The 8,312-nt window shown below is 74.3% G+C and carries 7 protein-coding genes; 6 read left to right on the top strand and 1 reads right to left on the bottom strand.

Translation table 11 applies throughout. The features are described 5' to 3' along the window. The first annotated feature begins 197 nt into the window (after positions 1 to 197). From AB0442_RS40995 to pyrE, 5 genes are all read left to right on the top strand, one after another. On the top strand, positions 198 to 1,358 hold the full coding sequence (locus tag AB0442_RS40995) for a pyridoxal phosphate-dependent aminotransferase (protein WP_366168623.1): 1,161 nt from the start codon (positions 198 to 200) through the stop codon (positions 1,356 to 1,358). 368 nt (positions 1,359 to 1,726) lie between these two features. Continuing rightward, positions 1,727 to 2,287: a DUF2617 family protein gene (locus tag AB0442_RS40990; RefSeq protein WP_366168622.1), complete on the top strand. Its 561-nt coding sequence runs from the start codon at positions 1,727 to 1,729 to the stop codon at positions 2,285 to 2,287. Between the two features lie 115 nt (positions 2,288 to 2,402). Next, complete coding sequence (locus tag AB0442_RS40985) at positions 2,403 to 4,046, top strand: spermidine synthase (protein WP_366168621.1); 1,644 nt, start codon at positions 2,403 to 2,405, stop codon at positions 4,044 to 4,046. 133 nt (positions 4,047 to 4,179) lie between these two features. Next, positions 4,180 to 5,547 carry an SRPBCC domain-containing protein gene (locus AB0442_RS40980; RefSeq protein WP_366168620.1) on the top strand — a complete coding sequence of 456 codons (1,368 nt, stop codon included), beginning with the start codon at positions 4,180 to 4,182 and terminating at the stop codon, positions 5,545 to 5,547. 32 nt (positions 5,548 to 5,579) lie between these two features. Next, on the top strand, positions 5,580 to 6,119 hold the full coding sequence (pyrE, locus tag AB0442_RS40975) for an orotate phosphoribosyltransferase (protein WP_030274601.1): 540 nt from the start codon (positions 5,580 to 5,582) through the stop codon (positions 6,117 to 6,119). Between the two features lie 115 nt (positions 6,120 to 6,234). On the opposite strand, the gene AB0442_RS40970 is transcribed toward pyrE, so the two are convergent. Then, positions 6,235 to 6,945 carry a VTT domain-containing protein gene (locus AB0442_RS40970; RefSeq protein ID WP_366168619.1) on the bottom strand — a complete coding sequence of 237 codons (711 nt, stop codon included), beginning with the start codon at positions 6,943 to 6,945 and terminating at the stop codon, positions 6,235 to 6,237. A 281-nt stretch (positions 6,946 to 7,226) separates the two neighbouring features. Between AB0442_RS40970 and fbaA the strand changes: the two genes are divergently transcribed. Then, positions 7,227 to 8,249 (top strand): class II fructose-bisphosphate aldolase, encoded by a 1,023-nt coding sequence (fbaA, locus tag AB0442_RS40965; protein WP_363548843.1) that lies wholly within the window; start codon positions 7,227 to 7,229, stop codon positions 8,247 to 8,249. The last annotated feature ends 63 nt before the right edge of the window (positions 8,250 to 8,312 follow it).

The raw sequence follows: 8,312 nt of genomic DNA, 5'->3' as shown, positions 1-8,312 counted from the left end.
GCGTGGCGGGCGCCGCGGCCCCTTGCCCCGCCGGGGCCCGGGGGCGGCCCCCCCCCCCGGCCGCGGGGGGTGCGGCCCCGACCCGTTCCCGGCCGTCCTCCGGCCGCCCGCGCGTCGGCCCCGGCGGCGGCCCCTGGGAAGCGCCCGGTCCGGGCACTACGGTGGGCGCAGCCGCCGACGACACCGCTGGAGACCCCATGGAAGCCCGGCCCCTGCTCAACCGCCGCCTGAACGGCCTCGGCACCACGATCTTCGCGGAGATGTCCGCCCTGGCCACGGCGACCGGCTCGATCAACCTCGGGCAGGGCTTCCCCGACACCGACGGGCCCGAGGAGGTCCGCGAGGCGGCGGTACGGGCCCTGCGCGAGGGACGCGGCAACCAGTACCCGCCCGGCCCCGGCATCCCCGAGCTGCGCACCGCGGTCGCCGAGCACCAGCAGCGCTTCCACGGGCTCACCTACGACCCGGACACCGAGGTGCTCGTCACCGCCGGCGCCACCGAGGCCATCGCCGCCGCGCTGCTGGCCCTGCTGGAACCCGGCGACGAGGTGATCGCCTTCGAGCCCTTCTACGACTCCTACGCCGCCTGCATCGCCATGGCCGGGGCCGTCCGGGTGCCGCTCACCCTGCGCCCGCCGGCCTTCCGGCCGGACCTGGACGAGCTGCGCGCCCTGATCACCCCGCGCACCCGGCTGCTGCTGATCAACACCCCGCACAACCCCACCGGCCTCGTCCTGAACGCCGACGAGCTGCGCACCCTCGCCGAACTCGCGGTCGAGCACGACCTGTTGGTGGTCACCGACGAGGTCTACGAGCACCTGGTGTTCAGCGGCGGGCACCACCCGCTCGCCGCCCTGCCGGGGATGCGCGAGCGCACCGTCTCGATCTCCTCGGCCGGCAAGACCTTCTCCTTCACCGGCTGGAAGGTCGGCTGGGTGACCGGCAGCCCCGAGCTGGTGGCCGCCGTCCGCACCGCCAAGCAGTACCTGACGTACGTCTCGGCCGGCCCCTTCCAGTACGCGGTGGCCGAGGCCCTGCGGCTGCCCGACGAGTACTTCGACGGCTTCCGCGCCGACCTGCTCCGCAAGCGCGACCTGCTCGCCGACGGGCTCGCCGAGGCCGGGTTCCGGGTCTTCGTCCCCGAGGGCACGTACTTCATCACCACCGACATCACCCCCCTCGGCGAGAAGGACGGCGCCGACTTCTGCCGTTCCCTCCCCGAGCGCTGCGGCGTGGTCGCCATCCCCAACGCCGTCTTCTACGACAACACCGACGAGGGCCGCTCCCTCGTCCGCTTCACCTTCTGCAAGCGCGACGAGGTCCTCCGGGAGGCGGTCGAACGGCTGCGCCGCCTCTGAGCGCCGCCTCCGGGGACCGGGTCCGACGGCCCGGCCCCCGAGGCCGAACAGGTGAGCGGGTACGCGGGGCGCACCCCCGGCGCGGACGGCGCGTACGCGGGTGCATGGGAACACGGTTCGCAGAGTCGACACCCCGAATGAGCGGGGCGCTCCGGCCGCTCCACCCGGAACGGTGAATGCTGGTCGAGGATGGGTAAATCCCCGACGGACCCGCAGAATTCGTGCTTCTCTGCTGCTGAGTCTCCAGCCGGAATCCTTCCTTCCACGGTCGGCCGCGTCCTGGACCGCACAGCCTCGAACGCCGGCCCGTCGGTGGAGTCGGACGCTGACGGCGGGCGCGTCACGGAGTTCGAAACGCGGAGCGGAGCATGCTCACCACACTGCAGACCTCGTACACGGACACCCGCGCCGGCGACCTCGCCTGGCAGTTGGGCGGCGAGCCGCTGCCCGCGCTGGCCGTGCGGGAGCTGAGCTTCGACGCCCCCGCCGACGGCGCGGCCGGGCTCGGCACGGCCACCCTGCAACTGCGCCTGCTCGGGGCCTCGCACCAGGTCGTGGTGGCCGCCGGCCCCGGCGACTGCCTGGAGACCGTGGCCTGCCTGCCCGGCCGCCGCACCCCGCTGCCCGCCCGGGTGGCGGAACGCGTGGCGGGCTGGGAGTACGAGTTCGCGGCCCGGATCGAGGAGTTGCCCACGCACACCTTCGCCGCCAGGGCCCAGGAACTGCTGGCCCTGGTCGCCGAACACCCGCACGGCCTGGCGGGCATCTTCCCCGGCGACCCCTGCGCCTTCACCGCCCTGGTCGCGCGGTGCGAGGAGCGGCGGGTCCTCTGGCGCACCTGGCACGCCTACCCGCAGGAGGGCCGACTGGTGTGCACCCGCTCCGCCCTGGTGCTGCAGGGCGCCGGATGGGCGGCCGAGGCCGAGTGATTCACGCGAACGGAGCAGCACACGACCGGAACGCCGACGAACCGTCAATTCCATCTGGTGCGACGTCCTTCCAGCGGGTGCCGCCACGGCCGGTGGATGACGCTAGCGTTTGCGCATGATCAACCGTCCGGCGGATCCACCCGCTCGGCCGGGCCTCGACGGCCGCGCCGAAGCACCCCGCGTCCGGGCCGTCGCCCGACCGTGGACCGGCGGTGCCGCCCCGCCCTGCGTGCGCGGACGACTGGCCCGGCCGCTGGTCCTGCTGGCGGCCTTCGTCTGCGCCGCCTGCGGCCTCGTCTACGAGCTGGAACTCGTCGCCGTCGGGCAGACCCTGCTCGGCGACTCGGTCACCCAGACCTCCCTGGTGCTGTCGGTGATGGTCTTCGCGATGGGCGTCGGCTCGCTGCTCGCCAAACGGCTGGCCCGCCGCCCCGCCACCGCCTTCGCCCTGGTGGAGTGCGGGCTGGCCCTCACCGGCGGGCTGTCGGTGCTCGCTCTGTACTCCTGCTGGGCCTGGCTGGACGGCCACCGGACGGCCGCCGCCGGCCTGACCGGCACCACCTTCCTGATCGGGGTGCTGATCGGCGCCGAGATCCCGCTGCTGATGACCCTCGTCCAGCGGATCCGCCGGGAACACGCCGGACGGGCGGTCGCCGACCTGTTCGCCGCCGACTACGTCGGTGCGCTGATCGGCGGGCTGGCCTTCCCCTTCCTGCTGCTGCCCGCCCTCGGCCCGGCCGCCGGCGCGCTCGCCACCGGAGCGGTCAACGCGGTGGCCGGCGCGGCCGTGGTGCTGTGGCTGTTCCGCGAGGAGCCGCCGCCGCGGGCCCGGCTGCTGCTCTGGGCCGGCTGCGGACTGGTCCTCGCCGTCCTGGCCTGCGCCGCCGCGTTCACCGGCGCGATCGAGCGCGCCGCCCGACAGGCCCTGTACGGGGCGCAGGTCCGCCTGGCGGTGCCCGGCCGCGACCAGGAGATCGTGCTCGCGGGCGGCCCCGGCACCACCGCACCGCTGGAGCTCTTCGTGGGCGGCCGGCTGGCCGTCTGCGGCCCGGACGAGTACCGGGACAGCGAGGCGCTCGTCCACCCCGCGCTCGCCGGCACGCCCAACGGCCGGGTCCTGGTCCTGGGCGGCGGCGGCCCCGCCGTCCGCGAGGTGCTGCGGCACTCCGCCGTCCGCGAGGTCGTGGTGGTGGAACCGGACGCGGCACTCACCGCCCTCGTCCGCCGCGACCCCGCCCTCGCCGCCCTCACCGGGCACGCCTACGACGACCCCCGGGTGCGGGTGGTGCACGCCGAACCGATCGCCTGGCTGCGCCGCACCGGGCGCACCGGCCGCCCGCGCTTCGACGTCATCGTCTCCGACCTGCCCGTGCCGCACGGCGACACCGGCCGGGCCGCACACAGCCAGGAGTTCTTCGGGCTGGCGGCCGGACGGCTCGCCCCCGGCGGCCGGCTCGCCGTCCGCGGCGGCGCCGTCGCCCGCGGCCTGTGGACGGCGGAGGCCGGACTGCGCGCCGACGGCCTGCGCACCGTCGCCTACCAGGCCCCGCCCGGCGCACCGCCGTCCTGCCCGCACGCCCCCGCGGCCGCGCCCCGCTCGGCCTTCCTGCTGGCCGCCCGCAGCCAACCGGTGCTCTCCCTCGGCCGGGACGCCCCGCCGCCGCGGGCCCTCACCACCGACGGACTCCGGGAGTCCGCCGCGGGACTCGCGGCCCGCCGCCCCGCACGGCTGCCGGCCCCCTACCGGCTGCTCGGCTGAGCCCCCGCCGCCCGCCCGGCCCGCCCGCGGCGGCAGGGCTGCGGGGGCCGTCCGTGTACAGCTGCCGAACCTCCGCGGATCGACCCGACGCCAACCCCCCGCACCGGGCACCCGGGTGGGTAGGCTCGCCGGTATGGAGCATGAGGTTGTCGTCCCGCTGCCGGCCAACGCCGTCCGGCAGGTCCTGCAGGACAGCGAGCTGTTGGCCCGCTGCGTCCCCGGTCTGAGCACCGATGCCGGGACGTCCCGCACACCGGACGGGCAGGTCGACGGGCGGCTGCGGCTGCGCGTCGGCAGCTCCACCATCACCTACCGCGGCTCGCTCTCGCTGATCCCCGGACGCGAGGGCGTGCTCACCGCGCTCGCCGAGGGCGAGGAGGTCCGGGGCTCCGGCGAGGTCACCGCGACCGTGCGGGTCAGTGTGCACGACCACGCGGACGGCAGCGTCATGCGCTTCGCCGGAGACCTGAGCGCCGAGGGCCGCCTCGCCGAGTTCCCGGACGACGTCCTGGAGACGGCCGGCCGCAGACTCCTCGACCGCCTCGTCGCCGCCCTCGCCGTCGAGGCCGGCGCCGGCCCGGACGCCGTCCTGCCGCCGGCGGACGACGAAGCCGAGGAGACCGTCGAGGAGACGGCTGCCGAGCCCGCCGAGGCCGGGGCGGGGGTCGAGACCGCCGCCGAGACCGTCGAGGAGCCCGCGGCAGAGGCTGCGCCTGAGGCCGAGCCCGTCGAGGAGCCCCAGGAGGCCGCCGCGGAGGCGGAAGAGCCCGAGACGCCGGCCGCCCCCGTCGAGGAGCCTGCCGCCGAGGCCGTCGAGCCGCTCGTCGAAGAGCCTGCCGTCGGGGTGGAGACGGAGTCCGTCCCCGTCGAGGAGCTTGCCGTCGAGGAGCCGCAGGAGGCCGCTGCACAGGCGGAGGAGCCCGAGAGGCCGGCCGTCCCCGCCCAGGAGCCCGCCGCCGAGGCCGTCGAGGAGCCCGCGGCAGAGGCTGCGCCTGAGGCCGAGCCCGTCGAGGAGCCCCAGGAGGCCGCCGCGGAGGCGGAGGAGCCCGGGGAGCCCGAGGAGTCCGAGGACGAGTCCGGGGACGAGGAGGAGCCCGGGGCGACCGTGGTCTACCTGGACGACCGGGCGGAGCGGGACCTCGACGACGACCTGTCCGACCTGATCGCCTTCTCGGACGAGGACGAGCCGCTGCCCTCGCCCGAGCCGGAGCCCGCGGGGTTCGAGTACCAGCCGGAGCCTGCGGCGTCCGGGCCGGTGCGGCGGTCGATCGTGGGCCGCTCGGCGGAGGAGGTGGACCACGCGCCGCCGCACGGCCGCTACGCGCCCACTCCCCCGGCTCGCAGTGCCCGCGCCCGGGCGGCCAGCCGCTGGGGCGGCCCGGAGCCCACGCTGCTCACCGGCGGGGCCGGCGAGCGCAGTGCGATGCCCTGGGTGATCGGCGGCGGGGTGGCGCTGATCGGCGGCGCCGTGGTGCTGGTGCGGGCGCTGCGCCGTCGCTGAGCGGAGGGTGGCGGCCCGTAGACTGGCTGCTCATGAGCACTGAGGACCGCGACGCCCTGCTGGCGCAGATCAAGGACAAGGCCGTCGTACACGGCAAGGTCACCCTCTCCTCCGGGCTGGAGGCCGACTACTACGTCGACCTGCGCCGGATCACGCTGGACGCCGAGGCGGCGCCACTGGTCGGCCGGGTGATGCTGGACGCTGCGGCGGACCTCGAGTTCGACGCGGTCGGCGGCCTGACCCTGGGCGCCGACCCGGTGGCGACCGCGATGCTGCACGCCGCCGCCGCCCGCGGCCGGAAGCTGGACGCGTTCGTGGTCCGCAAGGCGGGCAAGGCGCACGGCCTGCAGCGCCGGATCGAGGGCCCGGACGTGAAGGGCCGCCGGGTGCTGGCGGTCGAGGACACCTCCACCACCGGCGGCTCGGTGCTCACCGCCGTGGAGGCGCTGCGCGAGGCGGGCGCCGAGGTGGTCGGCGTCGCGGTGATCGTGGAGCGCGGCGCGGCCCCGGCGATCGCGGAGACCGGCCTGCCGTACGTGACCGCCTACACCCTGGACGACCTGGGTCTCTGAGCCCGTACGGCCCGGTGCCGCCCCACGGGGCCGCACCGGGCCGGAAACGATGACGGCCGGTGTTTCACGTGAAACCACGTGTCACACCGGCCGTCGCCGTGTCCGGGCGGGTCCGTCAGCTCTTGCGGTGGCGGCCGGTGCCGACCGGCTCCGCCGCCGGGGTGTCGCCGCCGGCCTTCTTCTTCCGGCGCTCGCGGATCACCTCGACGATGATCGGGGAGATCGAGATCAGGATGATCAGCGCCATCGCCGGGATCAGGTACTTGTCGATCACCGGGGCCATCGCGTCGCCGAAGAAGTAACCGATCAGCAGCATGGACTCGGTCCACAGCACGGCGCCGACGACGTTCCAGACGAAGAAGGTCCGGGCCGGCATCTCCAGGGTGCCGGCGACCGGGTTGAGGAAGGTCCGCACGATCGGGATGAAGCGGGCCATCACCACGGCCTTGGCCGGGCCGAACTTCTCGAAGTAGTACTCGGCCTTCACCACGTACTCGCGGCGGAAGATCTTCGACTCGGGCTTGTCGAACATCCGGGGGCCGAGCTTGGCCCCGATGAAGTGGCCGAGTTGCGCACCGGCGATGGCGCAGAGCGGCGCCCCGATCAACAGCAGGGCGATCGGCAGCCGGGCGCCCTCGCCGAGCACCGAGGAGGCCGCGCCGGAGGCGGCCACACCGGCGAGGATCAGCAGCGAGTCACCGGGGAAGAAGAACCCGACCAGCAGGCCGGTCTCGGCGAAGATGATCGCGAGCAGGCCGATGGCGCCCAGCGACGAGATCAGCGATTTGGCGTCGAGGAGATTGACGGCGAGCTGGTTGTAGTCCACGCGCGCAGGATAGCGCCCTGCTGTTGAAGACGGCCTAAGGAGCGGCGGCCGGGGCCCCGTCCGGGCGGGCCCGTGGGGCTACTGGCGCGTAGGTGCCGTTCGCGTCCCGACTGGCGGGCCGTGGGTGACCGCGGAGGGTGAGTCTGGGAAGATGGCCCCGGTGTCCGGCCTGCGGTCGAGGACCACCCTCTTCTCGTACCGCGAAGCACGCCGTGAGCCAGAGGCGTAAGAGCATCGGACAGCGTCGTTCGATCGCCCCACACCGACAGGAGCGAATTCGCATGCCCATCGCAACTCCCGAGGTCTACAACGAGATGCTGGACCGGGCCAAGGCGGGCAAGTTCGCCTACCCGGCCATCAACGTGACCTCGTCCCAGACCCTGCACGCCGCGCTGCGCGGCTTCGCCGAGGCCGAGAGCGACGGCATCATCCAGATCTCCACCGGTGGTGCGGAGTTCCTGGGCGGCCAGCACAACAAGGACATGGTGACCGGCGCCGTCGCGCTGGCCGAGTTCGCGCACATCGTGGCCGCGAAGTACGACATCACGGTCGCGCTGCACACCGACCACTGCCCGAAGGACAAGCTGGACGGCTACGTCCGCCCGCTGCTGGCGGTCTCCGCCGAGCGCGTGGCCAAGGGCCTGAACCCGCTGTTCCAGTCGCACATGTGGGACGGCTCGGCCGAGACCCTGGCCGACAACCTGGCGATCGCGCAGGAGCTGCTCGCCCAGGCCGCCGCCGCGAAGATCATCCTCGAGGTCGAGATCACCCCGACCGGTGGCGAGGAGGACGGCGTCTCGCACGAGATCAACGACGAGCTGTACACCACGGTCAACGACGCGGTGCGCACCGCCGAGGCGCTCGGCCTGGGCGAGAAGGGCCGCTACCTGCTGGCCGCCTCCTTCGGCAACGTGCACGGCGTGTACAAGCCGGGCAACGTCGTGCTGAAGCCGGAGCTGCTCGCGGAGCTCCAGGCCGAGATCGGCAAGCAGTACGGCAAGGCCGACCCGTTCGACTTCGTCTTCCACGGCGGCTCGGGCTCGACCGCGGAGGAGATCGCCACCGCGCTGGAGAACGGCGTCGTGAAGATGAACCTCGACACCGACACCCAGTACGCCTTCACCCGCCCGGTCGTGGACCACATGTTCCGCAACTACGACGGCGTGCTGAAGGTCGACGGCGAGGTCGGCAAGAAGAACACCTACGACCCGCGCACCTGGGGCAAGCTGGCCGAGGCCGGCATGGCCTCCCGCGTGGTCGAGGCGGCGCAGCAGCTGCGCTCGGCGGGCAACCGCATCAAGTAGGGCGCACCGCGTCCGCGAGGACGCGTGACGACGGCCGTGGCCCCGGGGAGTCGACTCCCCGGG

Origin of the sequence: Kitasatospora sp. NPDC085895 (assembly GCF_040702125.1) — a bacterium.
GTDB classification, from domain to species: domain Bacteria; phylum Actinomycetota; class Actinomycetes; order Streptomycetales; family Streptomycetaceae; genus Kitasatospora; species Kitasatospora arboriphila.
Note: the sequence above shows the minus strand (reverse complement) of the source record. Positions and strands in the feature narration are given on the sequence as shown.